27 protein-coding genes are annotated in these 24996 nt (G+C 71.9%); 7 read left to right on the forward strand and 20 right to left on the reverse strand.

Annotation, left to right across the window (positions count from 1 at the left end; genetic code table 11):
* The first annotated feature begins 120 nt into the window (after window positions 1–120).
* Window positions 121–2481, forward strand: a complete 2361-nt coding sequence (locus tag CLV71_RS22310) for an FG-GAP repeat domain-containing protein (RefSeq protein WP_133904781.1) — start codon at window positions 121–123, stop codon at window positions 2479–2481.
* 41 nt (window positions 2482–2522) lie between these two features.
* Here CLV71_RS22310 and CLV71_RS22315 read toward each other — a convergent pair whose 3' ends face one another.
* Window positions 2523–2876, reverse strand: a complete 354-nt coding sequence (locus CLV71_RS22315) for a hypothetical protein (RefSeq protein ID WP_133904782.1) — start codon at window positions 2874–2876, stop codon at window positions 2523–2525.
* Between the two features lie 312 nt (window positions 2877–3188).
* Between CLV71_RS22315 and CLV71_RS22320 the strand changes: the two genes are divergently transcribed.
* Window positions 3189–4004, forward strand: a complete 816-nt coding sequence (locus CLV71_RS22320; protein ID WP_133904783.1) for an inositol monophosphatase family protein — start codon at window positions 3189–3191, stop codon at window positions 4002–4004.
* Here CLV71_RS22320 and CLV71_RS22325 read toward each other — a convergent pair.
* The 3 genes from CLV71_RS22325 to CLV71_RS22335 are packed head-to-tail and all read right to left on the reverse strand — an operon-like array spanning window position 3985 to window position 6659.
* Window positions 3985–5316 carry a cytochrome P450 gene (locus tag CLV71_RS22325; RefSeq protein ID WP_133904784.1) on the reverse strand — a complete coding sequence of 444 codons (1332 nt, stop codon included), beginning with the start codon at window positions 5314–5316 and terminating at the stop codon, window positions 3985–3987. The genes CLV71_RS22320 and CLV71_RS22325 overlap by 20 nt on opposite strands.
* A gap of 15 nt (window positions 5317–5331) precedes the next feature.
* Window positions 5332–5838 (reverse strand): monooxygenase family protein, encoded by a 507-nt coding sequence (locus CLV71_RS22330; protein WP_133904785.1) that lies wholly within the window; start codon window positions 5836–5838, stop codon window positions 5332–5334.
* Window positions 5839–5861: 23 nt separating this feature from the next.
* Window positions 5862–6659, reverse strand: a complete 798-nt coding sequence (locus tag CLV71_RS22335; RefSeq protein ID WP_133904786.1) for an alpha/beta fold hydrolase — start codon at window positions 6657–6659, stop codon at window positions 5862–5864.
* 199 nt (window positions 6660–6858) lie between these two features.
* On the opposite strand from CLV71_RS22335, the gene CLV71_RS22340 reads away from it, so the two are divergent.
* On the forward strand, window positions 6859–7761 hold the full coding sequence (locus CLV71_RS22340; protein ID WP_133904787.1) for a bile acid:sodium symporter family protein: 903 nt from the start codon (window positions 6859–6861) through the stop codon (window positions 7759–7761).
* Window positions 7758–10871: an ATP-binding protein gene (locus CLV71_RS22345; RefSeq protein WP_208297686.1), complete on the forward strand. Its 3114-nt coding sequence runs from the start codon at window positions 7758–7760 to the stop codon at window positions 10869–10871. The genes CLV71_RS22340 and CLV71_RS22345 overlap by 4 nt, the downstream gene beginning before the upstream one ends.
* A gap of 7 nt (window positions 10872–10878) precedes the next feature.
* On the opposite strand, the gene CLV71_RS22350 is transcribed toward CLV71_RS22345, so the two are convergent.
* The gene (locus tag CLV71_RS22350; protein ID WP_133904788.1) at window positions 10879–12153 is read right to left on the reverse strand and encodes a pectate lyase family protein; all 1275 of its coding nucleotides are present in this window, start codon (window positions 12151–12153) and stop codon (window positions 10879–10881) included.
* Between the two features lie 219 nt (window positions 12154–12372).
* Between CLV71_RS22350 and CLV71_RS22355 the strand changes: the two genes are divergently transcribed.
* The gene (locus CLV71_RS22355) at window positions 12373–15126 is read left to right on the forward strand and encodes an AfsR/SARP family transcriptional regulator (protein WP_166664208.1); all 2754 of its coding nucleotides are present in this window, start codon (window positions 12373–12375) and stop codon (window positions 15124–15126) included.
* A gap of 165 nt (window positions 15127–15291) precedes the next feature.
* Here the strand turns inward: CLV71_RS22355 and CLV71_RS22360 are convergent, their stop codons facing one another.
* The 13 genes from CLV71_RS22360 to CLV71_RS22420 all read right to left on the reverse strand — a co-directional run bounded on the left by CLV71_RS22360 (window position 15292) and on the right by CLV71_RS22420 (window position 22198).
* On the reverse strand, window positions 15292–16098 hold the full coding sequence (locus CLV71_RS22360; protein WP_133904790.1) for a class I SAM-dependent methyltransferase: 807 nt from the start codon (window positions 16096–16098) through the stop codon (window positions 15292–15294).
* A 97-nt stretch (window positions 16099–16195) separates the two neighbouring features.
* Window positions 16196–16765 carry an Asp23/Gls24 family envelope stress response protein gene (locus tag CLV71_RS22365; RefSeq protein ID WP_133904791.1) on the reverse strand — a complete coding sequence of 190 codons (570 nt, stop codon included), beginning with the start codon at window positions 16763–16765 and terminating at the stop codon, window positions 16196–16198.
* On the reverse strand, window positions 16762–17310 hold the full coding sequence (locus tag CLV71_RS22370) for a DUF6286 domain-containing protein (RefSeq protein WP_133904792.1): 549 nt from the start codon (window positions 17308–17310) through the stop codon (window positions 16762–16764). The genes CLV71_RS22365 and CLV71_RS22370 overlap by 4 nt, the downstream gene beginning before the upstream one ends.
* Window positions 17307–17696, reverse strand: a complete 390-nt coding sequence (locus tag CLV71_RS22375; RefSeq protein ID WP_243866633.1) for an Asp23/Gls24 family envelope stress response protein — start codon at window positions 17694–17696, stop codon at window positions 17307–17309. Before CLV71_RS22375 ends, CLV71_RS22370 begins: the two co-directional genes overlap by 4 nt.
* A gap of 3 nt (window positions 17697–17699) precedes the next feature.
* Window positions 17700–17882, reverse strand: coding sequence for a hypothetical protein (locus tag CLV71_RS22380; RefSeq protein WP_133904793.1), 183 nt, complete (start codon window positions 17880–17882; stop codon window positions 17700–17702).
* A 44-nt stretch (window positions 17883–17926) separates the two neighbouring features.
* On the reverse strand, window positions 17927–18403 hold the full coding sequence (locus tag CLV71_RS22385) for an Asp23/Gls24 family envelope stress response protein (protein WP_133904794.1): 477 nt from the start codon (window positions 18401–18403) through the stop codon (window positions 17927–17929).
* 93 nt (window positions 18404–18496) lie between these two features.
* Window positions 18497–18859 (reverse strand): hypothetical protein, encoded by a 363-nt coding sequence (locus CLV71_RS22390; protein ID WP_243866634.1) that lies wholly within the window; start codon window positions 18857–18859, stop codon window positions 18497–18499.
* Window positions 18838–19263, reverse strand: a complete 426-nt coding sequence (locus tag CLV71_RS22395; RefSeq protein WP_133904795.1) for an Asp23/Gls24 family envelope stress response protein — start codon at window positions 19261–19263, stop codon at window positions 18838–18840. Before CLV71_RS22395 ends, CLV71_RS22390 begins: the two co-directional genes overlap by 22 nt.
* Complete coding sequence (locus CLV71_RS22400) at window positions 19260–19838, reverse strand: Asp23/Gls24 family envelope stress response protein (protein WP_133904796.1); 579 nt, start codon at window positions 19836–19838, stop codon at window positions 19260–19262. The genes CLV71_RS22395 and CLV71_RS22400 overlap by 4 nt, the downstream gene beginning before the upstream one ends.
* Complete coding sequence (locus CLV71_RS22405; RefSeq protein WP_133904797.1) at window positions 19829–20383, reverse strand: RNA polymerase sigma factor; 555 nt, start codon at window positions 20381–20383, stop codon at window positions 19829–19831. The genes CLV71_RS22400 and CLV71_RS22405 overlap by 10 nt, the downstream gene beginning before the upstream one ends.
* Window positions 20384–20539: 156 nt before the next feature.
* Window positions 20540–20998 carry an ATP-binding protein gene (locus CLV71_RS22410; protein ID WP_133904798.1) on the reverse strand — a complete coding sequence of 153 codons (459 nt, stop codon included), beginning with the start codon at window positions 20996–20998 and terminating at the stop codon, window positions 20540–20542.
* 255 nt (window positions 20999–21253) lie between these two features.
* Entirely contained in the window at window positions 21254–21685 is a 432-nt protein-coding gene (locus tag CLV71_RS22415; RefSeq protein WP_133904799.1) for a DUF6292 family protein, read from the reverse strand.
* A gap of 69 nt (window positions 21686–21754) precedes the next feature.
* Complete coding sequence (locus CLV71_RS22420) at window positions 21755–22198, reverse strand: Hsp20/alpha crystallin family protein (protein WP_133904800.1); 444 nt, start codon at window positions 22196–22198, stop codon at window positions 21755–21757.
* A gap of 99 nt (window positions 22199–22297) precedes the next feature.
* On the opposite strand from CLV71_RS22420, the gene CLV71_RS22425 reads away from it, so the two are divergent.
* Entirely contained in the window at window positions 22298–22909 is a 612-nt protein-coding gene (locus CLV71_RS22425) for an HSP18 transcriptional regulator (RefSeq protein ID WP_133904801.1), read from the forward strand.
* 56 nt (window positions 22910–22965) lie between these two features.
* On the forward strand, window positions 22966–23361 hold the full coding sequence (locus tag CLV71_RS22430; RefSeq protein ID WP_133904802.1) for a DUF5709 domain-containing protein: 396 nt from the start codon (window positions 22966–22968) through the stop codon (window positions 23359–23361).
* On the opposite strand, the gene CLV71_RS22435 is transcribed toward CLV71_RS22430, so the two are convergent.
* Together CLV71_RS22435 and CLV71_RS22440 are read right to left on the reverse strand one after the other, a co-directional pair.
* Window positions 23342–24589 carry an RNA polymerase sigma factor gene (locus tag CLV71_RS22435; protein WP_133904803.1) on the reverse strand — a complete coding sequence of 416 codons (1248 nt, stop codon included), beginning with the start codon at window positions 24587–24589 and terminating at the stop codon, window positions 23342–23344. The two genes, CLV71_RS22430 and CLV71_RS22435, sit on opposite strands and share 20 nt — an antisense overlap.
* A complete protein-coding gene (locus CLV71_RS22440; protein WP_133904804.1) occupies window positions 24586–24909 on the reverse strand; it encodes a YciI family protein in 324 nt (107 codons plus the stop codon). Before CLV71_RS22440 ends, CLV71_RS22435 begins: the two co-directional genes overlap by 4 nt.
* Window positions 24910–24996: the final 87 nt, after the last annotated feature.

Genomic DNA, 24996 nt, shown 5'->3' on the forward strand with positions numbered 1-24996 from the left:
TGAGTGACCGGCGATCGCCCCTTGTGGACGCCGTTTCAATCTATCGGGGAGTTCCTCCGCTGTAGGCGATGCCCGAGAATGATCCCCGTTCGAGTCCGGAGGGGGAGGGGGTCCGCGGCGATGCCACGGCCGGAGCGTCCGCTGGATCCGGACTCCGGTGTCGTGGCGCGGTTCGCCTTCGAGCTGCGACAGCTTCGCGCCCGCGCGGGCAACCCGCCGTATCGGACGCTGGCCAGGCATGCGCACTACTCCTCCGCGACACTGGCCAAGGCCGCGGATGGCAGTCGGCTGCCGAGCCTCGCGGTGACGCTCGCCTACGTGCGGGGCTGCGGCGGCAACGAGGCGTACTGGGCGGACCGGTGGCATGCCGTGGCGGCCGAACTCATCCCGAGGTCCGTGGCCGCCGAGAACGAGCCTGTCGGGGCGGAGCGGTCGCCCTATCCGGGCGCGGCCGCGTTCACCCCGGCGGACGCCGAGCGGTTCGGGGGACGGGCCCAGGTCGCCACCGAACTGGCCGAGGTGGTGGGGCGTCACCGGTTCGCCGCCCTGGTCGGGCCGTCCGGCTACGGGAAGTCCTCGCTGCTCAACGCCGCTCTGCCCGCGCTGGTGCCGACCGGCACCGTGCTGACGACGACACCGCGGGATGCCCCGGATCTCGCCGTCGAGGGCGACGTCCTTCTGGTGGTCGACCAGTTCGAGGAGGTGTTCCTCAGGGAGGAGCCCGACCGGACCCGCTACATCGACAGCCTGCTGGCCGCGGTCCGCCGACCGGGAAGTCGGCTCCGTGTCGTGCTTGGGATCCGGTCCGACGTGCGTGCCAGATGTACCGAGCACCCCGAGCTGGCGGAGGCGCTGCGAGTAGGGCTGGTCGTCCTCCCGCCGATCGGCGTCGAGGACCTGCACGAGGCCATCACGCGGCCTGCGGTTCGGTCCGGTTACACGCTGGAGAGCGCGCTCGTGTCGCACCTCGTCGGCGAGGCCGTTGGCGCGCCCGGCGCGTTGCCCCTGCTCGGGATCGCCCTGCGCGACGCGTGGCGTCGGCGGAAGGGGAACGTGCTCACCCTGGCCGCGCACCAGATGAGTGGGGGCCTGCCCGGGGTCGCGGCCGCCGTCGCCGAGGAGGCATGGGCAGGCATGCCGCACGACTGCCGTGACCGGGCCAGGGAGGTGCTGCTGCGCCTGGTCGCCGTGCACGAGGGCGTCGGGGTCGGTGCCCGCCTGGCCCGGCACGACGAGTTCGACGACGACCCGGTCACCGGGCTCACGCTGCGGACGCTCGTCGAGACCCGGGTCGTGGTGCTCGACGAGGACGGTGTCCGACTCGCGCACCACGCCCTCGTCGAGTCGTGGCCGCGGCTGGCCGGGTGGGTGGCCGAGGACGGCGCCGGTCTCGCGATCCACCGGCAGCTCACCGAGGCGGCCAAGGCGTGGGTGGCGCTCGACCGGGAACCGGCCGCCCTCTACCTGGGCACCCGGCTCGCGACCGCGCGGCGCTGGGCGGAGGCGAACGCCGCGTCCCTGACCGCGTTGGAACGGGAGTTCCTGCAGGCAGTCGGTCGGCCACGCGACCGGCCCGGTCTCCGTCGCAGGACGTTGGTCCGCTGGCCGGTGGCCGTGGCCGCCGTGGCGCTGGTCGTGTCGACGGCGGGTCTGCTGGCGGCCCGGCCCGACCCGCAGCCGCGGGCGTCCGTGCCGAGTGGACCGGCGCGGGCCGATGTGGTCACCATCGCAGGCAACGTCCTGGTCCGGCCGTTCGTCACCGGTTTTCCGGCGCTGAAGCCAGGTGCGCCGCTCGCCGCCAACCCCGACGGCCCGATGCCGACCCCGGACCGGATCCGGTTCGCCGACCTGACCGGCGACGGTCGCGACGAGCTGGTCACGATCAACTACGACGGGACGATCACCGCCTGGGAGAACGAGGGGACGTTCCCCCACCGGGGGTGGGGGTCCTTCGGGGAAATCGGCCGCGAGTGGTACGGCGACCCGGCCGCGATCCACCTCGCGGACGTGACCGGTGACGGTCTCGCCGACCTGGTCGGGGTGGACACGTCCGAGGACGACACCCTGTTCGTCTGGACCAACAACGGCGAGTTCACCGGCTGGCCTTGGGCGGATCCGATCAGCCTCGGAACAGGCCGGGTGAACATCACGCGCGTGCGGCTCGCCGACCTGACCGGCGACGGGCGGGCGGATCTGGTCACCGTGACCGACACCGGCGAGCTACTGCTCTCCCGCAACACCGGCGCCCTACCCGGCTGGCCGTGGGCCGACCCCGTCAGCGTCGGCGAGACGACCGGAGGTGACCTGTCCGACCTGCGGTTCGCCGACCTCGACGGCGACCGCTACGCCGACCTGGTCACGGTCGGTGCGGACGGGTCGCTCACCGCCCGGCGCAACACGCGGGATCTCGCTTGGGGAACGCCCGTCGCCGTCACGGTGTTCAACGGGGGCACCGTGTACCTCGCGCAGGTCACCGACTGACGGGGTGGCCAGGGGTGCCTGGCCACCCCGTCAGTCACGGCTCAGCCGATGTAGCACCGAAGGCTGAACGCGTCACCGGGGTTGGTCGTGCCCGCCCACGCGTCCGGGTAGGCCGGGTGGTGCCAGACGCACGCGTTGTCCAGGTCGATGTAGGCGACCTCGCCGGTCGCCTCCCTGACGCAGACCCAGCTGAAGGCGTCGTTGGGGTCGAGCGGTTTCGAATAGTCCCACCCCGCCGCCCTGCAGAAGCCGTTCAGGTTCCCCAGGCCGCCGATCTCGGTGATACGGGCGGTCGGCGGATCCGCCGTCTCCGCGGTAGCTGTCGACGTGGCCAACGCCGTCGCGGCGAGACCCATGAAGACGGCGGCGGCGAGTTTCGTGCGGAATGAGCGCATGACAGTTCCTCCTGCGTTTACGGGATTCGTCCACCGTGTACCGGCGACATCACCAGGTCTACCTGCTGAAACGTTGTCAGGTGCCGGGAGGAGAAACGGACAGACAACACGAGACAACGGCGTCAGTGGCGATCATCTGTGCCTGGTGTGGAACGCCCAACCCGTGACCTCGTCCACCACAGCGGCGCCAGTGGTCCTGGCCTGCGCGCCAGGATCGTCCAGCACGCCGGCGACATCCGCTGCGTGCTCGCCACCCCCGCGCCCTGGTCCACGAGCGGTGCCGAAACGGGCGGGCCGTGGGACTGTCGTCCCATGGGAACTTGCGTTGACGCTGAGGTGGCGATCCGTGCCGCGGCTGCCGCGGGCGAGGTGATCCGGCGTTCTTACGGCCGCGCGGTCGAGCGGTTCGACAAGGGCGAGGAGGACTTCGCGACCGCGGTGGATCTCGCCGCGGAGCATGTGATCCGGAACGTTCTGCTGGAGGCGTACCCGCGCGACGTCGTTCTCGGTGAGGAGTACGGCGCGGGCGATGGGGACGGGGCACGGACCTGGCTGGTGGACCCGTTGTGCGGGACGGTGAACTTCGCCGCGCACACCCCGCTGGTCGCGGTCAACATCGCCTTGCGGGCCGGGCGTGGTGTTACCGCGGCGGTGTCGGCGGATCCCCTGTCCGGTGAGGTGTTCTGGACCGGGGGCGACGGCGCGTTCGTCCGCCGGGGCGGTCGTGACGAGCCTCTGGTGCCCTCGGCGGGCGATCGCCTCGTGGATCTCAACCTCGACCCGCCCTTTCCCAACGCCGCGTCCTTCCGCGCCGCGCGGATGCTGTCGGACGATGCCTTCGCCGGGCGTTTCCGTCCCCGTGTCGTGTCCACGACTCTGGCGCTCGCCTGGGTCGCCGCCGGACGGTGGGCCGCCTACGTCACCGACGGGCACCTGCTCGACAGCGTGCACTTCACCAGCGGCATCGCACTGTGCCAGGCGGCCGGTTGCGTGATGACCAACCTGGCAGGGCAGGCCGTGCACACCGGCATCCAGGGACTCGTCGTCGCCTCCGACCCCGCCACGCACCGGGAGCTGATCGACCTCGTCGCGCGTCAACGCGGTGAGGTCAGCGCAGTACCAGGGTGACGGGCAGGTTTCTCAGGCCGCCCACGAAGTTCGTCTGTACCACCTTGCGGGGACCGGTCGTCGTCAGAGACTCGATGCGTGGCAGGAGTTCCTCGAACATGATGCGTAGTTCCTGCCTCGCGAGGTGCTGGCCGATGCACACGTGTGGGCCGTGGCCCAGGGCGATGTGTTTGTTGGGACTGCGGTCGAACCTGAACGTGTCGGGGTCGTCGAACACCTCGGGGTCGCGGTTGGCCGACTGGTACAGCAGCATCATCCGGTCGCCCCTGCGGATCTGCCGGTCGCGCAGCACGTAGTCGCTCGCCGCGCGGCGCATGAAGTGTTTGATCGGCGAGCTCCACCGCAGGGACTCGTTGACCAGTAGCGGGATCTTCGTGGGGTCCTCCTGCACTTCCCGCAGCTGGTCGGGGTGGTGGGCCAGTGCCTCGATGCCGCCTGCCAGTGTGCTGGAGGTCGTGTCGTGCCCGCCGGTGGCGATGGCGATGAACCAGCCGTACGCGACCTCCTTGGGGTAGAAGGCACCATCAGGCCTGCGGGCGTTGGCGATGATCGTGGCCAGGTCGTCGCGGGGACGGGCGCGGCGGGACTCGACCAGGTCGTCGAAGTAGGCGTAGAAGTCCCTGATGGTCGCGGACCACTGCTCGGCGGCGGCCGTCGGGCCCAGCGGCTGCACGTCCGCGCGTTGTGCGTCGGGATCGTTGGTGCCGAACAGGTCCTGGGTCAGGGTCATCATCCGCGGTTCGTCGGACTCGGGCACCCCGAACAGGCTCATGATCACGTGCAGCGGGTAGTGGATCGCGAAGTGCTGGACGAAGTCGAGGTGGTTGTGGCCCGGCCGCAGGCTCGTCGCGATCGCCGTCCTCGCGAACTCGCGGACGACGTCCTCCCACTTCGCGAGGTTGGCCGGCCGGAACCACTCGGCGGCGATGGCGCGGACCGCGGTGTGTTCGGGTGGGTCCAGGTAGACCAGCGTCTCCAGGACCCGCAGGCTCCCGCCGGTCAGCGACCTGGTGAAGGCGTCGCCTGCCTGGTTGTGCATGACCGGGTTGTGCGAGCCCGGTTCCGTGCCGCCCCCGTTGGTGAACACGGCAGGCTGGCGCCCGATCTCCGCGATGTCGGCGTGCTTGGCCACCAGCCACACCGGGTCGTAGCCATCGACCTCGACCCAGGCGAGCGGGTTGTGCTCGCGCAGCCACCGGTACGCCTCGAACAGCTCGGCCTCGTCACGGTGTCCCTCCGGGAGGACGATCTGCCTCGCGACCCGGTCCGGCGTGTGGATCCCGCCTGTGGCAAACGTTTCCGTGATGGTCATCGACCCTCTGTCCCTTCAGGACTCGTAGAGGTCCGTCTCGGTCAGGACCGCGTCGCGGTCGTAGGTGCGCCCCAGGCGGGACGCCGAGCCGAACATGGGTCCCCGCGCACGCTGGACGCCCGCGAACCGGCCGAACCCGATCGGCTTGGGCACGTCGTCGTAGACGGCCTCCATGCCGCCCCTGACCGAGTACGTCTCGTGCCAGAAGCCGGTGCCGCCGGAGTCCTTCAGGAAGGCCAGCCACCACTGCCGGTGCGGCTCCGACCTGGCCCAGGCGAGCAACGTGGGCAGGTCCCGCCAGTACTGGCGCATCCCCATGTTCATCGGGAAGATCGAGTAGTACACGGGCTCGTGCAGCAGCAGGCCGTCCGGTGCGTCCGCGACGGACTGGTTGATCTTCCTGCCGAAGCTGAAGAAGGTCCTGATCCCGTACAGGTGGTTCACCCGCATGCCCAGGTACAGGACGATGAGGTCGGGGTAGGCGGACAGGTCGACGGTCTGCCGTTCGACTCGGGTTGGCATCCAACGCTCCTCGTTGCTCGGTGTCAGTGCGCCGCGTGTGCGACGAGGTCGGCGGTCGCGGCAGGCTGCGAGATCATCGCGACGTGCGAGGCGTGGACCTCGTGGACCCGCGCGCCTGCGCGTCCCGCCATGAACCGCTGCGCTGCCGGGGGGATCACCTTGTCGTCGCGGGCGACGAGGTACCAGGACGGGATCGTCCGCCACGCCGGTGCACCCGACGGCTCCTGCAGTGCGCGCAGGTCGGCGGGCCGCTGCGTCGCCCACATCACGTCGGTGGTCGCCTGCCGCAGGTCGCCGGCGAACACGTCGTGGAAGGCCGCCTTCTTGACGTACCCGTCCACACCATTCGCGCTGTGGGGGCGGAAGTCCAGCGCCGACTCGTCCAGCCCGCTCCCGGGATACCTCGTCTGCAGGTCCTGCAACGTCTCACCCTCGTCCGGGGCGAACGCGGCCACGTACACCAGCGCCTTCACCGCGGTGTTGCCGACCGCGGCGTTGGTGGTCACGATCCCGCCGTACGAGTGCGCGACGAGCACCACGGGGCCTGCGACGGTGGCGAGGACACTCGCGAGGTAGGCGGAGTCCGCCGCCACGCCACGCAGCGGGTTGGCGGGGGCGATGACCGGATAGCCGTCGCGGATGAGGCGCGCGGCGACGTCGTACCAGCCGGAGGCGTCGGCGAACGCCCCGTGTACGAGCACGACGGTCGGCTTCGGTCTGCCCTCGGTCCTGTCCTCTGCCTGGGCGTCCGGTGCCCCGAGCAGTGCACCACTGGCGACCGCGGCCGATCCGGCCAGCAGTGTTCGGCGGGTCGTCGTCATCGTCGTCGTCCTTCGGCTCGTGGTCGTTCCCCAGCGACACCAACGTACGAACGAGCAGTTGACGAGAAGTGAACGGCGATCCGGGAGTTGTGAACGGCGACTGACCGCCGGCTTCGTGGGAGAGAAATCGCACCTCCGCGAGTGGCCGCGGACCCCGCGGAACGGTTGACCGGCCGCATCGCGCCGGAGAAAATTCGCCATGGACTCCCCGTGGCTGCTGGCCAGCCTGCCTTTCGCCCTGGGCGTCGTCATGCTCGGTCTCGGCCTCGGCCTGACCGTGGACGACTTCCTGCGCGTCGGCAGGCAGCCGAGGGCGGTCCTGGTCGCGCTGTTGTGCCAGGTCGTGCTGCTGCCGGTCGTCTGCTTCGGCTTGGCGCTCGCCTTCCGGCTGCCACCGGAGCTCGCGGTCGGGATGATGCTGCTCGCGGCGTCGCCGGGTGGTCCCACGGCAAACCTGTACAGCCACCTGTTCGGCGGACACGTCGCGCTGAACGTCACGCTCACCGCGATCAACTCGGTGCTGGTCGTGGTCACCATGCCGATCGTGGTCAACCTCTCGGCCGGGCACTTCCTGGCCGACGAGGCCGACATCGGCCTGCAGCTCGGCGAGGTGCTGAAAGTCTTCGCGATCGTGCTCGTCCCGGTCGTGGTCGGGATGCTCGTGCGTGCGAGGGCACCCGAGGCGGCGCGCTGGCTCGACCGGCCGGTCCGCGCACTGTCGCTCGTGGTCCTGGCCGTGGTCATCTCCGCGGTGCTGTACGGGGCGTGGGAGGACCTCGCCGACTACTTCGTCGCGGTCGGTCTGGCCGTGCTCGCCTTCAACGTGGTGAGCCTGCTGGTCGGCTACGGTGTGCCGCGCCTCGCGGGCATCGACCGGGGCGCCGCCGTCGCGGCCGGGTTCGAGATCGGCATCCACAACACCGCGTTCGCCATCACGGTCGCGCTGAGCCCCGCGCTGTTGGACAGTGCCGAGATGGCCGTGCCCGGCACGGCGTACGGCATCGTCATGTTCTTCACGGCGGCCGGGTTCGGCTGGCTGATGACGCGCGGCCGTACCCGGGAGCCCGTGCCCGGTGCGCGGACACCGGTCGAGCCGGCGTGAACCACCCTCCTGCCGGTGCCCCGCGCCTGCTGATCCTCGGTCCGCTGCGGGTGTGGCGCGGCGACGTCGAGCTGGACGTCGGCCCCCGCCAGCAGGCCTACCTGCTGGCGCTGCTCCTGGCCCGCGTCGGCAGGCCGGTCACGACGAGCGAGCTGATCGGCCTGATCTGGGGCGACGACGTCCCCACCAGCGCGCTCAACGTCATCCACAAGTACGTCGGCGCACTGCGGCGCCTGCTCGAACCCGCTGTCCCCGCACGGGAGACGGGGTCGTACCTGCACCGCCGCGGCACCGCGTACGTGTTCAGCGCGGGCGCCGACACCCTGGACCTGGTCGCCTTCCGCGAGCTCGTCGAGGCCGCGAAGGCGGCACTGGCGGGGCATCGCCGTGAGGCGGCGCTCGACCACTACGTCGAAGCGCTGTCGCTCTGGCAGGGCCCGGCGGGGGACGGCCTCACCCGCGGAACGACCGCGATGGCGGTCTTCGCCGCCCTCGACGACGAGTTCCACGCCGCCTGCGAGGCCGCGGCCGACCTGGCGGTGTCACTACGCCGACCGGAGCGGGTGCTCCCGGCGCTGCGGCTAGCCGCGACCATGGCGCCGTTCCACGAACCCGTGCAGGCCGGTCTCATCGCCACCCTCGGCGCCGCGGGACGACAGGCCGAGGCACTGTCGGCGTTCCGCGTGCTCAGGGACCGGCTGGCCGACGAGCTCGGTATCGATCCCGGTCCGGCGCTGCAGGAGGCCTACCTGCGCGTGCTGACGCAGAGCCCCTCGGCCGAGCCGGGTACCGCGCCGGCGCGGCGGGCGGCCGGTCTCGTCGGCAGGACCGAGGAGCTCGCCGTGCTGCGGCACGCCGTGGAGGCGGCGTTCACCGGTCGCACGGGGCTCGGTGTCGTCGAGGGCGAACCGGGGGTCGGCAAGACCCGCCTGCTGGAGGAGGCCGCCGAGGACGCGAACCAACGCGGCGCGCTCGTCGTCTGGGCCTCCTGCCTGGAAGGCGACGGCGCGCCGTCGATGTGGCCGTGGGAGCAGGCACTCACCACCGTCCTCGACAGCCTGCCCGCCCCGGTGCGGGAGAAGTGGCTGGGCGGCGAGCTGGGCAGCCTCCTGGAGACGCGTGCCGACCAGGCCGCACCGGCGGCGTCCGGCGGCCGTGCCCAGTTCCGCCTGTTCGAGGAGGTCGTCACCGTCATCGGGCAGGCCGCGACCAGGCGGCCCGTGGTCCTGGTCGTCGACGACCTCCAGTGGGCCGATGCCGCCTCGCTCCAGCTGTTCGGCCATCTGGCGACCCGGCTGCCCGCCGGCACCACGGTCATCGGCGCGCTTCGCGACCGCGCACCCACCCCCGGTTCCGACCTCTCGCGGGTCCTGGCGACCGCCGGGAGGCAGCCGGTCCATCGCCGGATCCGGCTCGGCCCGCTCGACCTGACCGAGGTGACCGAGCTGATCCGCCGCGAGACCGGCCACGAGCCCGGTGCGGAGGTCGCGGGCACCATCCACGCGCGCACCGCGGGCAACCCGTTCTTCGTCCGCGAACTGTCGCGTCTGCTCGGTGCGGACGGCGCGCTCGCCGGGGTGCCCGCCACGGTGCGCGACGTCGTCCGCGACCGGATGGCGGGCCTCGACGACAGTGCCCGCGACGTGCTCCGGATCGCCGCGCTCATCGGCCGCGACATCGAGCTCGGCCTGCTCGCCTGCGCCGCGGGCATCGACCTCACCGCTTGCCTCGACCGCCTCGAACCCCTGCGTGCGCTCGGTCTGCTCGAACCGGCGGCGGACCCGTTCTCACTGCGCTTCGCACACGACCTGGTCCGCGAGTCGATCACCGAGACGACGGCGCAGCAGCAGGCGATCCGACTGCACCTGCGCATCGCGGACGCACTCGAGGAACGGCACGCGGACGACGAGTCCGTCACGGAACGCCTCGCCTACCACCTGTCGGCCGCCGGCCCGCTCGCCGACCCGGTCCGCACCGCGGAGGCACTGAAACGCGCGGGCCGCCGCGCGACGGCCAAGCTCGCGTTCGCGACGGCCGACCGGCACCTGCAGTCGGCCGCCCAGATCGCGCGGACGGCCGGTCTCCCGGAGCTGGAGCTGTCCGCCCTGTCGCTGCTCGCCATCGCCCCGCGCAGGCAGGCCGGGTACGGCGGCACGACGTTCGACCTGCTGGAGCGGGCGGAACTCCTCGCCCGCGGGCTCGGCAGGGAGGTCGACGCCGCGGGGCTCCTCTTCGCTCGCCTGTTCGGGGCCTACACCTTCCTGGAGTGGGACCGTGAACGCCTGGTCCGCAGGCTGCACGAGCAGGGCGAGGCGTCCGCCGACCCCGTCGTCCGGGTGTACGGCAGGCAGGCGTGGGGCCTGCACCAGTGGGACGCCGGGAACATCGGCGAGGCGTACCGGTGCTTCGAGGACAACAACCCCGCCGTTCTGGACGGTGTCGTCTCCTCGCACAGCGAGACCCCGATCCGGCGTGACGTCTCGGGGGAGTGGCCCGGCTGGCGGGCCGTCGTGACCGCACTGCACGGTGACCCGAGGACCGCGGGGACCATGATCGACGAGTGGAACGGCCCCAAGGACCCGTTCGCGGTGTCGACCTGGGCGTACTACGTCACCATCATCGCGTCCATGGCGGGCGACGCGGACTGGGTGATACGCACGATCGACCGGTGGATCGCCGTGGGCACCGGCCGCACCGCCGTGCAGCAGGAGCACTACGTCCGGCTGAACTGGTACTGGGCCCGTGCCCTCACCGACGAGGACCCGGCCGCGATGGCGGCGGAGGCCGAGCAGCTCGTGGCGGCGACACTGGTCGACCCGCCGCGGTGGGGTGTCGCCTACCACCACGGGCTGGTCGCCGAGATGTGGCTGGCCGCCGGGATGGTCGACGAGGCGGGTGCTGCCGTCGAGCGGGCGACCCGGGCGCTCGAGGCCAACGGGCAGCGCTACGCCGAGGGACTCGTCCGGCTGCTGCGTGCGCGGGTGCTGCATGCCCGTGGCGAGCCCGTCGACGTCGTACGGGCCGCGGCCGAGGAGGCTCGAGCCTGGTCGACCGACCACGAGACGCACCTCTTCGCCCGCCGCGCCGAGGAGTTCCTGGCCGGGCTGTGACGGCCGGTCAGCGGTGGTCCGCACCCGCGTGGCGGGAGACCAGCGCGGGAACCTGTCGTGCCGGGGTGAGTCGCGTGTGGAGGGTCGGGGTCCAGCCGGCGTCGGTGCCGAGGTCCGGGTCGTGGGTGGCGTTGTAGGTCGCGACGAGGTCGACCGGGGTGGTGCGCCTTCCGGTCAGCAGCAGGTTGTCCCGGGTGGTGATCACGGTGCCGCCCCAGTCGTAGAGCAGCTCGTCCGGGGTGACCCCGCTGTCGAGTGCGAACACGTTGCTCTCCGCGACGATCGCCGACTCGACGCCGACCCCCAGCGCGTAGCTGACCGGCTCCCGGAGCTCGTAGAAGTTGTCGTACACGTGCACCTGTCCGAACCGGACCCTCGGCATGCGTTGCAGTGTGCCGCGGAAGTGGTTGTGGTGCACGGTCACCTTGAGCTTGTCCCGGTCGTTCGCCGGGTTGTTGGTCGAGCCGATCAGCATCGTCTTGTCGTGGTCTGCGAAGCGGTTCCAGGACACCGTCGCGAAGTTCGAGGCGTTCGTGATGTCCAGCGCGCCGTCGTGCACCTGGTAGGGCCGGTCGAAGTAGCGCGGCTGCGTGCTGTCCTGGTTGTTCCCGTCGGTGAACGTGTCGTGGTCGACCCACACGTGCGTCGACCCGGTGACGGACACGTTGTCGTAGGCCGAGTTCCAGTTGCCCGCGTCGCCGTCGGTCGGGTCCCACAGCGGGAAGCAGTCGGCCGCGTCGACGAACGTCAGGTTGCGGATGATCACGTTGTCGGCCTTGTCGATCTGGAGGTTCAGTCCGGAGAGGACGGCCCGGCCCAGGCCGACCACCGTGGTGTCCGAGCCGACCTTCAGCCGGATCCGCGCGGCCTGGTTGGCGGCCGACGCCACCCTCGCGTTCTCCAGCGGCCCGGACGGCCGGGTCTGCCTGCCCCACACCGCCGGGTCGTACGCCGCCAGGTACGCGTCGAGGCTGTAGCCGTCGGTGGCGTAGTCCGCGCAGTCGAGCGGATTTCCCGCGTCGTCGGTGTTCCCGGCTATCCGGCCCCGCACGTACACGATCTTCGGGGACGGCGCGGCGAGTGCGGCGGCCAGTTCGGCACGCGTGTCCACCACGTGCACGTTCTCCCGTGGCGCCGCCGACCCACCGGTGGTGCCCGCACTCTCCGCCGCCCAGCCGTCGCCGGGCGCGAGCACCTGCCGCCCCGGCGGGACGGACGACGCGGTCGCCGGGGCGGTGATCAGCAGGAGCGCGGCGAGTGCCGCGAGCAGGACCGGTCTCATGTGATCCCTCAGATCTTTCCGACGCCCGCACCGGCTCCCGGGGCGGTGGTGACCGGTCGGCAGGATGAGGTCGCTGTTAGGAAAGCGCTTTCCGGGTGTCACCGTAGGCGGCGGGGGATCGACGTGTCAACAGTGGGTCGCGGCATGATCATCCAGGGTGACCGTGATCCGGCTCGCCTCGCACCGGCCACGTGGTCTGACCCCCTCTATGATTCCGGTATGGGGCTCCGGTTCGAGGTTCTGGGACCGCTGACGGTGTTGTCGGACGGTGTCGAGGTCGCGGTGCGGAGCCGCCAGCAGCGTGCGTTGCTCGCCGGGCTGTTGTTGCGTGCCAACCGCGAGGTGCCCGCGCACACGCTGGTCGACTGGGTCTGGGACGGAACGCCGCCGAACCCGGCCGGTGGACGGGCCGCGCTGCACACCCGCGTCGCGCGTCTGCGCCGGGTGCTCGGCGACCCGGCGTGCCTGCACACCACCACCGCCGGCTACCGCATCGACGTCGACCCCGACGGGCTGGACCTGCTGCGTGCCCGGCAGCTCGCCGACGCGGGGCAGGCGGCCGCCGACGCGGGGGACCAGGTGGCGGCGGCCCGTGAGTTCGGCGCGGCCGTGGCGTTGTGGCGGGACAACCCCCTGGTCGACGTCGGCTCCGAGGTACTGCACGCCGAGGAGGTCGCGCCGCTGCTCGTGTGGCGTGTCGACCTCCTCCACCGGTGGGTGGACGCCGCTCTGGCGGCGGGCCGGACCGACGAGGCGATCAGCGGCCTTCGTGAGCTGACCCGCATCGACCCGTTCAACGAGCAGACCTGGTCGACCCTGCTGCTGACGCTGCACCGCGCGGGCCGTCAGGTCGACGCCGCGAAGGCCTACGACCACGTCGTCGAGCTGCTGGTCGACCAGCTGGGGGTCGAACCGGGGCCGTTGCTGACGAAGGCGTACGAGGAGGTGCGCGCGGGCGGACACGAGCGGCCGTTCCGCGCGCCTGCCCAGCTGCCGCCGGACGTCACGCGTTTCCAGGGGCGCGTCGAGGAGCTGGCGGAGCTGGACCGGCTGCTGGCCGAGTCGACCGACGCCGTGACGGTCGTCGCGATCGACGGTATGGCCGGGATCGGCAAGACCGCGCTGGCGATCCACTGGGCGCACCGGGTGCGCGACCGCTTCCCCGACGGGCAGCTGTACCTCAACCTGCGCGGCCACGGTCCACACAGGACGGTCGAGCCGCGGTCCGCGCTCGGCACGCTCCTGCTCTCGCTCGGGATGCCCCCGGAGCGCCTGCCGTCGGACATCGACGCCCGCACCTCCCTGTTCCGCACCGAGGTCTCCGGACGCCGGATCCTGATGGTGCTCGACAACGCCCACGACGCCGAGCAGGTGCGCCCGCTGTTGCCGGGCACCTCCGCCGTCGTGCTGGTCACCGGGCGCAACCGCCTGCGCAACCTGACCGTGGACGGCGCGCGACCGCTGCGGCTCGACGGGCTCGGTCCCGACGGCGGCCTCGCGTTGCTGAACGGCATCGTGGGCGCGGACCGGGTGGCGGCCGAGCCGGATGCCGCGGCCGACGTGATCCGGCGCTGCGGTGGTCTGCCGCTGGCCATCCGGATCATCGCCGAACGCATCGCCCGGTACCCGACGGCATCGTTGCGGGAGTTCACCGACGAGCTGGCCGAACACTCGCTGGGCGGCTTCGACCTCGGCGACGACGACCTGCGGTCGATCTTCGACGCCTCCTACCGCGACCTCGCGCCGGAGGCCGCGGACCTCTTCCGGCTGCTGGGGGTCGCCCCGGGGACCGACATCGCCGTCGCGGCGGCGACGGCTCTGGCCGGCCGACCGGCGCGACAGACCAGGTCGCTGCTGGCCACGCTGGTCGCGGCGAACCTGCTCGAGGAACGCAGGCCCGGCCGGTTCGAGCTGCACGACCTGCTGCGGGACTACGCGATCGAGCTGGACGACGGGTCGTCGCTGCCCGCGCTGCGCCGGTTGCTCAGCTGGAGCCTGCTGAGCAGCGTGAACGCCGAGGCCAGCTGTGCCCCGGACCGGAGGAGTCCGGTGCCGGTGCCCGAGCCGGAACCGGGCGTGACCCCGCTGGAGTTCACCGACTCGACCGCCGCGCTGCGCTGGTTCGAGCAGGAGCGCCCGGCTCTCGTCGCGGCCCTCCAGTTCGCCGCGGCGAAGGAGTGGTGGGACATCGCGTTCGGCATCGCCTGGCCGCTGTGGCGGTCGCTGGAGGCCCACGGCGCCAAGGACGACGCGGTGGTCGTCTACGAGATCGCGGTGGCCGCAGGCGAGCACCTCGGCGAACCGGCCGCGCACGGCGCCGCGCTCAACATGCTGGCCACCGCCTACCGCGCGGCCCACCGGCCGGACGAGGCACTGGCGTGCTTCCGGCGCGGCATCGAGATCAGCAGGGCGAGCGGTGCGCACCGCGTCCTGGTCGGGACCCTGAACAACATGGGCAACCTGCTCAAGGAAGAGGGTCGCCACGACGAGGCGGTCGCCGCCCTGACCGAGGCGTTGACGACGAGCCGTGAGCTGGTCGACTGCTACGGCGAGGCGTCGATCCTCGGCAACCTCACCGACGCCCTCCGCGAGGCCGGGCGGCACGACGAGGCGCTCAGCACCGCGCACGAGGCACTGGCCCTCAACCACAAGAACGACCTGATCGTCGTAGGGCAGATCGGTGACGTGCACCTCGACCGAGGGGACTTCGACCAGGCCATCGAGTACTTCACCAGGGCGTTGGCAGGCGAGCCCCGCGCCAGGGGTCTCAAGCACGAGGCCCACATCCACACCGGACTCGGCCACGCACACCGCGGCAAGGGCGACCTCGTGAGCGCCCGGTCGTTCTGGGAGGAAGCACTGCGCATCCTGACCCGGCTCGGCGAGGGCGACGGCCCCAAGGCGAAGGCTCTGCACGTCGCGCTGACCGAGATCTCGGCCCCCACGAACGAACATGCGGTCCGGCCCGGGTGACCCCTCCCTCCCGCGTTGTCCTCGTCGTCGTCATCCCCTGCGGACGACGACGAGGACAACGACGTCCCCTCTGTGGCTACCGAGACGGAAACGTAGCGGGCACCCCTTTCACCGTGCTGTCAGCCGCTGTCACCGTCTGACAGACCGAACAGGCAACTCCGGGGCTCACCTTCCGTTGTCGTGTGGGCCGGTGGTCAGGCTGCCCCATGCGGCGACGGTGGCGAGGCACGGTTCGTCGAACGTCGGGCTCTCGACCAGGTCGACGAACTCGGCCAGTTCGGTTGCGGTGACGCCGAAGTGGTCCCGCAGGTCCGGCGCGAGCTGCTCTGCGCTGAGCCGCCAGAACCGGCCCATCGGGGTGGGGCCCGCCGAGGGCACGAACGTCTCGGTGCCGATGTCGGTGAGGCCCAGGGTGCGCAGCGGCGCGGGGAAACCGCTTGCCCAGTGGCCCTCGGTGCCGAAGCGTCTGGCCACCGCGGCACACATGGCGAGGCTTACCTTGCGGTACAACGGATGCCGCGACGACTCGATGGGGAACTGGTCGAAGTCCTCGACGACCAGCCAGCCGCCGGGAGCGAGCCAGCGGGCCACCCTGGCCAGGTCGGTGTCGCGCGTGGGCAGGTGCGAGAACACCCAGCGGGCGTGGATGAGGTCGAAACTGCCCGGCGGGAACTCGTCGAGCGTCACGTCCCTGTCGACGACGTCGTAGCCGTTCCCGGACAGCAGGCGCAGGTCGATGTCCATCGCGACCGTGCGGCCGCGTGGACACCGTCCGGCGAGCCACTCGCTCACTGTGCCGAGCCCCGCGCCGATGTCGAGACAACGCCACTCGGCACGTGGCCGAAGGGTGGCCAGGCGCCGGAACGTGCCCTCGTCCAACGCCTTGGCGAGGCCGAGCAGACGGTCGGCCTCGCCCGCGCTCCCGTGTGAGAACACGTGGTCGCCATAGCGTTCCGCGTCGACACCGATCATGTGTCACCTCCGGTGATCGACGAACCTGACTTCCTGCCTAGTCGTCGGTCGACCACCGTTCAAGGAATGTCACCTCATCGGTTACACCTGGACAACGTCACGCGGTGCGGGCGCCTGCCTTGGTGGTGAAGCGGAACTCCAGGGTGACCCGCAGGGAGGTGAGGTCGAGCGCATTGCGTAGCCGTGGGAGGCCGTGGGTGTCGAGGCGGTCGCGGATGTCGGTGAGGTCGGCGCCCTGCTCGGTGGTGATGATCACGGCGAGGGTCGGGGTGTGCCGAGGGCCGGTGAGGTCGGCGTGTGCCTTGTGGACGCCGGGATAGGTGCCGACGTCGGCGGTGAACGGCGCGGTGGCGATGCGGGCGGCCAGTTCGGTGCGGCCGTGTTCGGGATCGTCCGCGAGCCGCCACGTCCGGGTCCGGGGTTTTCTCGCCGGCTGCGCGGCCAGCCAGCGCAGACACAGCAGACCCAGGACGACGGCACCGGCGGCGATCACGTACAGCACCCAGGTCGGCGGGAGGTCGACACCGGGCGCGAGGGGCGTGGCCGGGTCGACGGACAGCCTGCCGAGGCTGGCGGTCGCCGCCAACCCGCCACCGGCGACGAGCGCGGCGCCGACGACCGCGAGCACGACGCGGTTGAGCCCTGCCGGGCGGTTCAGGCCACTCATGGGGTCCTCCTGGTCGCGATGACCCGCACCCGCACCGCCGGACGGGTGGCCGGGGCGATCTGGTCGAGGCGGCGGCCGATGGCGGCCCGGACTGCCTCGTCCAGGCCCGCGACCGTGGTCCGGTTGGTGCGCACGGCGGCCGTGACCTTCTTTCCGCGCAGCGTCAGCGTCGTCGCGGTGACACCGTCGACGCCGTTCGCCGCCGCGTGCAGTGTGCTGCGCAGACTGCGCCGCGACGCACCGCTGTCCAGGACCGTGTCGCTGCCGGTTTCCCCGTTCCGCAAGGGGATGACGGTGGGGCGGCCGGGAAGTACCGCCGCGACCAGCAGTACCAGTCCGACCAGCGCGACGACGCAGGCGGCGACCACGACCGCCGGGCTGTCCCACCGGGTCGTGTGCGCCAGCTCCGCGATCGCCGCGTAGCTGACCAGCGGCCGCTGACCGGCGATCAGCTGGATCGCGCTGATCGCGGTCAGCACGCACACCGCGAGCAGTACCACGGCGGTGACCGCGGCAGGCGTGGTGCGGCGGGGCAGGCGCCTCATCGGACCCGCCCCTGCGCGGGCTGGGCGAGGTAGAGGGCGGTGACGGTGATGTCCACCCGCGTGACCACGAGGCCGGTGAGCTCGTGGACACGCTCGACCAGGTGGTCACGGACCTCCTGCGTCCTGCGTGCCACCGACGCCGGGTAGGCGATCGAGAGGCGGACGTCCAGGGCCGCGGTCGTGCCGTCGACCGTGACGCTGACCTGCGCGGAGCGGTCCTCGGCGGCCCCGAGCAGCCTGCCGGCCGCGCCGCCGACGTCGGCGACCTCGGTGATGGCCTGCACGGCGGTGTGCTCGACCGCCCGGTCGGCCAGCGTGGTCCGGCCGGGGAGGTCGACGTCCGGGTCGTCGGTGTGCTCCCGCACGGGAGCTGTCGCGGCGGTCACGGCTCAGCCTCGGTCCCGGCCCGCGCCGGTCAGCTGGGACAGGTCCAGCTTGCCGTCGAGCACCCGGCCGACGAGCAGGCCGAGCGCGCCGAGGACGAGCACGATGAGGAAGGCGCCGAAGCCGCCGAACGCGCCGGCGAAACCCAGCGCCAGACCGGTCAACAGACCGAGGGTCGTGGAGTTCATCAGATCTGGTTCTCCTGGCTACGGTTGGGAGACGTGCACGGTGGTCACAGCACGCGGGTCTGTTCCGGCGCGGTGTCCTCGGCGCCGGGGATGTGCACGTCGTTGACGTGGATGTTGACCTCGACGACCTGGAGGCCGGTCATCCGCTCGATCGCGGTGATCACGTTGCGGCGCACGGCCCTGGCCAGGTCGGCGATGGACACGCCGTACTCGACGAGGATCTCCAGGTCGACGGCGGCCTGGGTCTCGCCGACCTCGACGGCCACACCCTGCGACGCGCTCGCCGTCGCGCCGGGGATCCGTTCGCGGATGGCGCTGAACGCGCGGGACGCGCCGCCACCGAGGTCGTACACGCCGTTGATCTCACGGGTGGCCAGCCCGGCGATCTTCTGCACCACCGAGTCGGCGACGGTCGTGGTGCCCTGCGTGCTCGCCAGCGTGGAGACGTGCTGCGCGGCCGTTGCCGGGGAGGTGTCGGCTGCCGCCTTCGAACCGGTCGGCGGGCTCTGGGTCGAGGTCATGTCGTGCTCCTGGTGTTCGGGACGGATGTCCGCGAAGCCAGGCACCGTTGCGCTGACTTCGCACAGTGGACAGACACCCGCGCGCCGACAACGTCACGGCTCGATCGCGAACTTTCCGGGAAGTTCGTCGAGCGCCGTGCCGTCGACACCGGTGATCTCCAGGCGCAGCCTGGTGACGGGCAGCGCGCTCGCGGCCAGCACGGCCAGCAGCTCCTCCTCCGCCTGTCGCACGATCGGCGGCAGTGGTAGCGCGGTCGCCACCACCCGCACCACCACGACCCGGTCACCGCCCGGTTCCTCGGCGACGTCGACGGCCAGGGAGTCCCAGTTCCACGCCGCCGGCGTGCGTGCCGGTCTCGGGAGGGTGGCCGGACGCAGCCCGGGAATCCGGTCCAGCGCGGCCAACACGCCGCGCACCAGCTCTGCCGAGGCGTTCACCGGGGCGCCGAGTCCCACACGATGTCCATGATGGACACACCCACCCCGGTGACGGCGAGGCCGGTGGCCTCGGTGACCGCGCCCGCCACGGCACGCTGCACCGCACGGCCCACCGCGGCGGCCTGGTCCTGCCCGGAGATCACCACGTCCACCTCCACCCGCACGGTGTCCGCATGCTCGAACTCGACCCGCGCGCCTTCCGTCGGCGCGGGCACCAGGCCCCTGATCCGCTGACGCGCGGCACGCAGGCCCGACCCCATCAGCCCGACGAGCCCCGGCTCGACCCGCACCACGCCGGGCACCCCGGTGGCGGCCCGGACCGCGACGGCGGCGACCACGGACGCGTCGACCGCGCACTCGAACAGCGGGGCGCCGCCCGCCAGGGGGTCGACGCCGTCGTCTGTCGTGTCCACTGTGGTCATATCCCGTAGACGTCCTCGACGATCAGGTCCAGCCGGTGCACCCTCGGACCGATCCTGGTCGCGGCGGCCGCCGCGACCCGCTCCCGGACGAGGTCCAACGCGCCCCAGGAGAAGCTCTCGTAACCCACCGCGACACTGAGCTCGACCACGAGCATCAGCTCGCCGTCGGGATCCGGCACCCGGCGGTCGTGTACCCGGCAGTGTCGCGCACGAACACCCGCGACGCTGTCCGCCGCGAACCGCAGCACCGCCGCGACCGCGTGCTCGCTGATCCGTAGGGGGCCCGGTTCGGCCGTCGGTAACGGGACCATGTCCTGCCTGCGACGGATCTCGGCGCGGACCGCGGCCATGATGCGACCGGTCAGGTTCGGCGTCGGCTCGGCGGTGTCGGCGACGAGCTCACCGGTGATCTCCCGCAGGGCGACCAGGCTCGCCCGCGCGTCGCGGCAGTCGGGGCACGTCAGGTCGTGCTCGTCGACCAGGCCGGCCTCCACGTCCGCCAGCCGTTCCCACACCGTCTCCACGTCCCGCCCGCAGGGGAGGAGGTAACCCTCGGTCCCGGGGTTCACCGCCATGGCGCCATCATCTCCGTCAGCTGTGCCCTTGCCCGTGCGATCCGTCCCCGTACCGCCGTCGGCGTGACTCCCACGGCTCGGGCGATCTCCTCGTACGAGCGGCCGTGTACCTCCCGCAGCAACCAACACGCGCGCTGCTCGCCCGTCAACCGCTGCAGCGCCACCGTCACCGCCGCCAGCTGCTCGCTCACCTCGACGCTGCGTTCCGGCCGCCCGCCCGGGCCACCGGACTCCCGCTGTGCCAGGTCCACGTCCACGGTCGCGTGCCGGGCGCGGATGACGTTGAGGCACCTGTTCGTGACCATGCGGTAGAGCCAGCCGACGAACGCGGCCTCCTCGTGGAGGGTCGCCAGCTTGCGCCACGCGGTCAGGAACACCTCCTGTACCGCGTCCTCCGCGTCGCCCCGGCTGGCCAGCATGCGCACGGCGAGCCGGTACAGCGGTCCCTGGTAGCGCCGCACCAGCTGCTCGTAGGCACGCACGTCCCCGTCGCGGGCGCGGACGACGAGGGTGACGTCGTCCAGCCACACCTCGTCCGGTGTCACTCGTCCGCCTCTCGTAGACACAGCCGCGCTCGCCGCCGACGGTGTCAGGACACGAGGAGGGCGACATCGTCACGGCCGACCCAGCGTAACTCGCAGTGACGTCGGTCACATGTCGAACGCGCGGACCGTCCACTGTCGACTGTCCACAAAGCTGTGTCAGACGGGGGCGGCCCCGGTGCACGGGTGCTCGGTGCACGGGATCTCGGCCCAGACGGTCTTCGTGCCGTGCCCGGATGCGGGTCCGCGGACTCCCCACGAACAGGAGAGCCTGTCGACCAGCTGGATGCCCCTGCCTCGGCAGGCACGGGACCCGAACCGCGAGCGCCCCATGGTCGGCATCGCGGGATCGTCGTCCTCCACCTCGACGATGACCGAGCACGGGGCCAGCCGGATGGTGACGTGGATGACGCCGGGGCCGCCCGCGTGCTCGTACGCGTTCGAGGTCAGCTCGTCCGCGACCTGGATGACGTCCATGACGTGGGCCCGGCTCAGTCTCGCGAGTACCCGCCCGATCCAGCGCCGTACCTCACCGAGCGCGCGTGGGCCCTTCCCGCGCAGGTCGAGGCTGGCCACGGGCGCGTGTGGTTCGGCGGCCGGTGTGCGCCCATCGTCCATCACATGTCTCCTGGGGCTGGTCGAAAGCACAAGGAGCTCGTGCCGGTACCGACTACCCGGGCCGGCCCGTCCCCACACCCCCGCGGACGAGTATCACAGTGCGGGCGGGACGCGCAGGGCGAGCAGCGCGGTTCGGGCGCCATCCGGAACCGGACGTCGGCGCGACGACACCACAGAGGTGCGGCTCGGCAGGCGACGTTCCCGTGGCGCGGGAACGACGCGGCGGACCGTGTCTCCCGGTCTCCGGGTGCGGCCCTACGGCACCGCGGCACGCAGGACGGTGTCGAGGTCGGCGAGGCTGCCCGCGGTGCGCACGGTCGGCGGGTCGAGCGTCCCGACGCGGTGGTCGTCGTCGCGCAGGGCGGCGACGAAACGGGCGACCCGCGCGGGTGGGGGTGCGATCGTGGTGCCACCCAGGTAGCGGATGACGATGAGGTCCTCCGCGGAGTGGGTCTCGACCGCGGCGGACCAGCCGTGGACCTCGTCCCAGAGCAGGGCGACGTCCCGGTCGGGGTAGCCGGGCAGGTGCTCGTCGAGTGCGACGTAGGCAGACACCGGGCTGTCGTGGTCGACGGTGCAGGACTCCAGGCCGATGCCGAGCGCCGTCGTCACGTCGGTGAGGTACTCGCTCAGTGCGGCCATGGCCGGGTGGGGGTGGCCGGTCGGTGTGTACAGCGATGCGGTCACGGTGCTGGTGCCCTTCTGGCGCGGCCGTGTGCGGGACCGGCGGCGGGGGCCGCCGGTCCCACATGGCCCTCAGGCCTGGATCTCCCTCCGGTCCGACTGCGTGCCGGTGATCTCGATGCGCCGGGGCTTGGCCTTCTGGGCGATCGGGATGCGCAGGGTCAGCACGCCTGCCTCGTAGTCGGCGGTGATGTGCTCGCTGTCGAGGGTGTCGCCGAGGAACAGCTGCCGGGAGAAGACGCCGAGGGGGCGCTCGGAGACCTGCATCTGGATCTCGTCACCGCTGGGCAGCGGGCGGCGTTCGGCCTTGACCGTCAACACGTTGCGCTCGACGTCCAGCTCGATGGCGTCGGGGGAGACGCCGGGCAGGTCGAACGAGACGACGAACTCGTCACCGGCGCGGTAGGCGTCCATGGGCATCGCGGCCGGCTTCGACCAGGTCCCGGGGGTTGCGGCGCCGAGCACCTGCTGGGCGAACCGGTCCAGCTCACGGAACGGGTCGGTGCGCATCAACATGGTGTCCTCCTTCTGTGATGGCAGTGGTGTCAACACGCATTACTGTTCTAACATGTCATCGGAAGGATGACAAGTGCGGAGTCGTCGGGAGGATGACGAATGACGGACGAGGATCCTGCCGAGGTCGTTCGGCGTGTGCACGAGGTGGTCCTGGCCGCCAGGGACGGCGACGTGCCGTCCGAGCGGGTGCTGGCCGCGCTGACCGGCCTGCGGTCGGTGCGGGAACAGCTGGGGGCGTGGGAGCCCGCGCTGGTCGCGGCAGCCAGGGACGGTGGCGTCAGCTGGGCGTCGCTCGCCCCGGTGCTGGGCGTGGCGAGCAGGCAGGCCGCGGAACGGCGGTTCCTGCGGCTGCGGCCGTCCGCGACCGGCGAGTCGACCGGGGAGGCCCGGGTCGACGCCGAACGCGGCCGACGCGCGGGCGACCGCGCCGTCGCGGACTGGGCACGGCGCAACTCCGCGATCCTGCGTCAGCTGGCCGGTCAGGTCAGCGCGGTGGACGGCCTCGACGCGGCCGGCCGCAGGAGTGTCGACCGGCTCGGCGCCGCGCTCGGCGACGACGACGTCACCAGCCTGCTGTCGCCGCTCGCCGACGTCCGTTCCCACCTGACGGGCGAGCACGCCGGGCTGACCGACCGGCTCGGTGCCATCAGCGAGCAGACCGACAAGTTGCGCCGCGACGCCGCCGACAACCGCCGCAACCGCGCCACCTGACGGACCCGGCCGCCCACCCGGCCGGGCGGTAGTGTCTCGGTCCCTAGGAGGTTTCCATGAGAGACGACGTCGACAGCGAGTCCGACCTGTTGGAGCCGGAGGACACGCTCGTGGACCGGGGTGTCGAGGACGTCCTCGACGAGGGCTACTCGCCGCCGGAGAAGCCGTCGGACTTCTACGACGGCCACGAGTCGCTCGAGGGACGGCTGGCCAGGGAGGTGCCGAACCCGGAGGACGCCGATGGCGACGGCGTGGGCGACGCGTCCGACACCGACGGCGAACCCTACGACGACGAGGTCGGCGAGACGCGGGCAGGCAGGCTCGTCGCGGCCGACGAGGGCTTCGGTGCCGACACCGACGAGTACCTCTACGCCCGCGACGTGGGCATCGACGGGGCGGCGGCGTCCGCGGAGGAAGCCGCGGTGCACGCGATCACCGACGACCAGGAGTAGCGCTGCCCAGCTGGTCCCGGCGGCGCGCCAGGTGTGCGCTCTCGGCGGTGTTGCCCGCCAGCTCGATGGCCCTGTCGTACGCCGCGCGGGACCGCTGGCCGAGGCCGAGCCTGCGCAGCAGCTCGGCGCGGGTCGCGTGGAAGGCGTGGTAGCCGTCCAGCTGCTCCTCGAGCCGGTCGACAGCCGCCAGCGCCACCTCGGGACCGTCCAGCTCGGCCACCGCGACGGCACGGTTGAGCGCGACGACCGGTGACGGGTCGATGCGCACGAGCTGGTCGTAGAGGGCCACCACCTGCGACCAGTCGGTGTCGCGGACGTCGCGGGCCGACGTGTGCACGGCGTTGATCGCCGCCAGGATCTGGTACGGACCCGGGGCCACCCCGGCGGCCAGGCGCTCGCGGACCAGTCGGTGGCCCTCGGCGACCAGGCCCGCGTCCCAGGCCCCTCGGTCCTGCTGGTCAAGGGGGACCAGCTCGCCGGTGGCGGAGACCCGGGCGCCGTTGCGTGCCTCGATGAGCAGCATCAGCGCCAGCAGCCCGGCCACCTCGCCGTCCTCCGGCAGCAGGGCGCGGACCAGGCGGGTGAGCCGGATCGCCTCGGCGGTGAGACCGGGACGCACCGGGTCGGTGTCGGGGCCGGTCGCCAGGTAGCCCTCGTTGAACACCAGGAACAGCACGGCGAGCACACCGGACACGCGGGCGGGCAGCTCCTCCGCGTCGGGCACCCGGTAGGGGATGCGGGCCGTCCTGATCTTGGTCTTCGCGCGGGTGATCCGCTGGCCCATGGCGGTCTCGCGCACCAGGAACGCGCTGGCGATCTCCGGCACGGTCAGGCCGCCGACCATGCGCAGCGTCAGCGCCACCCTGGCCTCCGTCCCGAGTGCGGGGTGACAGCAGGTGAAGATCAGCCGGAGCCGGTCGTCCTCGATGGCGGCGGGGGGCTCCGGCGGGGTGTCGTCGTACAACGTCCGGGCCTCCTCGTGCTTGTCGTCGCGTCTGCTCTCGCGGCGGATCCTGTCGATGGCCTTGCGGTTCGCGGTGGTGGTCAGCCAGGCGCCCGGGTTGGGGGGCACGCCGTCGGCGGGCCAGCGCGCCACCGCGGTCGCGAACGCCTCGGCCGCGGCTTCCTCGGCGATGTCGAGGTCGCCGAACCGTCGGGTCAGGGAGGCGACCACCCGGCCCCACTCCTCGTGGTGGGCCCTGGTGACCGCCTCCATCGCGTCACTCACAGGAACGGCCGCACCTCGACCCGCCGGTTGCAGGCCCTCGACCCTGCCGAGGCGAGCTTCAGCGCCACGTCGAGGTCCGGTGCCTCCATGACCCAGAAGCCGATGAGGAACTCCTTGGTCTCCACGAAGGGCCCGTCGGTGACCACCGCCGCCCCACCCCGGTTGTCGATGACGGTGGCCGTGTCCGGTGTCCCGAGCCCGCCGGCGAAGACCCAGTGGCCCTCGGCCTGGAGCCGCTCGTTGAACACCTCGATGGCGGCCTGCTCGTCCGAGGTGGCGAGGTCGCCACTGTCGTGGAGCACGGAAACCAGGTACTGCATCGGTCGATCATCTCCTGTGTCGTGGACGCGCCCCGCGTGGGCGGCTCTCACCCCCGCTACGAACACCGCTGACCCGATCCGACACCG

It is taken from the genome of Actinophytocola oryzae (genome assembly GCF_004364325.1).
GTDB classification, from domain to species: domain Bacteria; phylum Actinomycetota; class Actinomycetes; order Mycobacteriales; family Pseudonocardiaceae; genus Actinophytocola; species Actinophytocola oryzae.

Coding starts and splice junctions, on each gene's coding strand:
- CLV71_RS22410 (WP_133904798.1), bottom strand. CDS start 20,998: ATGGACGATGGGCGCACACCGGCCGCCGAACCACACGCGCCCGTGGCC.
- CLV71_RS22350 (WP_133904788.1), bottom strand. CDS start 12,153: ATGAGACCGGTCCTGCTCGCGGCACTCGCCGCGCTCCTGCTGATCACC.
- CLV71_RS22325 (WP_133904784.1), bottom strand. CDS start 5,316: ATGACCATCACGGAAACGTTTGCCACAGGCGGGATCCACACGCCGGAC.
- CLV71_RS22420 (WP_133904800.1), bottom strand. CDS start 22,198: ATGTTGATGCGCACCGACCCGTTCCGTGAGCTGGACCGGTTCGCCCAG.
- CLV71_RS22430 (WP_133904802.1), top strand. CDS start 22,966: ATGAGAGACGACGTCGACAGCGAGTCCGACCTGTTGGAGCCGGAGGAC.
- CLV71_RS22425 (WP_133904801.1), top strand. CDS start 22,298: ATGACGGACGAGGATCCTGCCGAGGTCGTTCGGCGTGTGCACGAGGTG.
- CLV71_RS22440 (WP_133904804.1), bottom strand. CDS start 24,909: ATGCAGTACCTGGTTTCCGTGCTCCACGACAGTGGCGACCTCGCCACC.
- CLV71_RS22320 (WP_133904783.1), top strand. CDS start 3,189: ATGGGAACTTGCGTTGACGCTGAGGTGGCGATCCGTGCCGCGGCTGCC.
- CLV71_RS22365 (WP_133904791.1), bottom strand. CDS start 16,765: ATGAGTGGCCTGAACCGCCCGGCAGGGCTCAACCGCGTCGTGCTCGCG.
- CLV71_RS22395 (WP_133904795.1), bottom strand. CDS start 19,263: ATGACCACAGTGGACACGACAGACGACGGCGTCGACCCCCTGGCGGGC.
- CLV71_RS22370 (WP_133904792.1), bottom strand. CDS start 17,310: ATGAGGCGCCTGCCCCGCCGCACCACGCCTGCCGCGGTCACCGCCGTG.
- CLV71_RS22360 (WP_133904790.1), bottom strand. CDS start 16,098: ATGATCGGTGTCGACGCGGAACGCTATGGCGACCACGTGTTCTCACAC.
- CLV71_RS22400 (WP_133904796.1), bottom strand. CDS start 19,838: ATGGCGGTGAACCCCGGGACCGAGGGTTACCTCCTCCCCTGCGGGCGG.
- CLV71_RS22380 (WP_133904793.1), bottom strand. CDS start 17,882: ATGAACTCCACGACCCTCGGTCTGTTGACCGGTCTGGCGCTGGGTTTC.
- CLV71_RS22315 (WP_133904782.1), bottom strand. CDS start 2,876: ATGCGCTCATTCCGCACGAAACTCGCCGCCGCCGTCTTCATGGGTCTC.
- CLV71_RS22335 (WP_133904786.1), bottom strand. CDS start 6,659: ATGACGACGACCCGCCGAACACTGCTGGCCGGATCGGCCGCGGTCGCC.
- CLV71_RS22310 (WP_133904781.1), top strand. CDS start 121: ATGCCACGGCCGGAGCGTCCGCTGGATCCGGACTCCGGTGTCGTGGCG.
- CLV71_RS22340 (WP_133904787.1), top strand. CDS start 6,859: ATGGACTCCCCGTGGCTGCTGGCCAGCCTGCCTTTCGCCCTGGGCGTC.
- CLV71_RS22355 (WP_166664208.1), top strand. CDS start 12,373: ATGGGGCTCCGGTTCGAGGTTCTGGGACCGCTGACGGTGTTGTCGGAC.
- CLV71_RS22330 (WP_133904785.1), bottom strand. CDS start 5,838: ATGCCAACCCGAGTCGAACGGCAGACCGTCGACCTGTCCGCCTACCCC.
- CLV71_RS22385 (WP_133904794.1), bottom strand. CDS start 18,403: ATGACCTCGACCCAGAGCCCGCCGACCGGTTCGAAGGCGGCAGCCGAC.